Annotated in this window: 1 protein-coding gene; it reads right to left on the bottom strand. The window is 68.3% G+C overall.

Going from position 1 to position 1,456, the window contains the following annotated elements; translation table 11 throughout:
• On the bottom strand, positions 1–1,456 hold a 1,456-nt coding region (locus tag VCS63_RS29670), incomplete at both ends, for a hemagglutinin repeat-containing protein (protein ID WP_323881918.1).

The following is a 1,456-nucleotide window of genomic DNA, read 5'->3' as shown; positions in this document are numbered from 1 at the left end:
GGTCTTGGACGAGAGGAAGCGCTTGGTCTTGTAGCGGACCTCGTCGTAGGCCGAGCCGGTTTCTGCACCGGCGGCCAGGTGGAGGTCGCGCCCGGCGCCCACGGCGAGTGCCTTCCCGGCAGTGACTTCGGCCGCCCGCGCGTTGACGTCCTGCCCCGCGACCAGCGTAAGGTTGCCGCCCGCCGCGACGGTCGAGCCGACCTCGGCGCTGGTGCTCAGGTCGTGGCGATTGTTCTTCTTCAGAACCAGCGTTTCGCCATGGTTCTCCGTAAGCGTTTCCAGCGCGATATCCCGCCCAGCCTGCAGGCGCGCATCATCCTTGACCGAGACTTGCGCCGCGGTCAGCGTGATATCGCGGCCGGCCTGCATGTTGAGGTTGCCGGCATCGACGCGGGCCACGCCGCTCACGTGCGTGCCCCAGGTGCTGCCGAAGTTCTCGGCAGCCGAGGTGGACGTCAGCGCGATATCGCGCCCCGCCTTCAGGGTGACGGCGTCGCCCTTGATCAGCGATACCAGGTTGGTCAGGTCCTCGCGCGCGGCCAGGTCGACCGTAGCGCCCTGGATCAGGCCACCGCGCTGGTTAACGATGTTGCCCGCGGTCATGACGGTGGCTGCGCGCGCGCCGATGGTGCCGATGGTGCCGATGGTGCCGCTATTGGCGATATCGCCTTCGGCCACCAGCTTGACGTTGCGTCCGGCCATGAGGGTGCCGTCGCCCTGCAGGTCGCCTTCGCGCACCAGCAGGTAGACCTGCGGGACCAGCACGGACTCTGTCGTGCCGTCGGGCAGCGTGACGGTCTGTTCGACCAGCCAGACCAGATCGGTGGTGAGCTGCCGCTGTTGCGCCTCGGTCAGCGCGACGCCGAGCTGGATGCCGTTGCCGCGGGCGAACTGGGCGCCAGCGGCAAGCAGGGCCTTGTACTGGCTGTCGTTGTCGCTGTACGTGTCGAGGAAGCGCTGGCCGGTGGTGGCCAGGATCTGGTCGGACACGAGCTTCTGCTCGTAGAAGCCGTCGCCCAGCCGCTTGGGGTGGCCCGAAGGCGTCAGGAACATGGCGCCTGCGGGCGTCTGCGTGTCCCAATTACCCGGTTGCGCGCCAGGCTTGGCCAACAGGTTGAACAGGTAATCGCTGGAGACGACCGGACGCTGCCCCACGAAATGCGGATCGGTCGCGACGAGGTAAGGGGCGTCCGCCCGGCCATTGACCGCGAATAATTGGTTATCCGGGACGGCGGCCGGGGTGGAGACACTGCGCACCACGGTGGCGCCGGGCAGGCTGACGTTGACGACCTGCACTGGCCCGGGCGCGATGCCGCCATGGCTGGCGCCGGGGCGGGAGCCGTGGAGCTGGACGGTGAGATTGCCGCCGGAAGTGCCGACCGGCAGCTCGATAGGCTGGCCCGCCAGGGTATTGCGATAGGCGCTGGTGTATTCCTGGCGGTCGCGCGAACGCGCC

It is taken from the genome of Achromobacter sp. D10, from assembly GCF_035282245.1.
Classification (GTDB): domain Bacteria; phylum Pseudomonadota; class Gammaproteobacteria; order Burkholderiales; family Burkholderiaceae_B; genus Achromobacter; species Achromobacter insolitus.
This window is presented reverse-complemented; position numbering and strand designations above follow the sequence as displayed.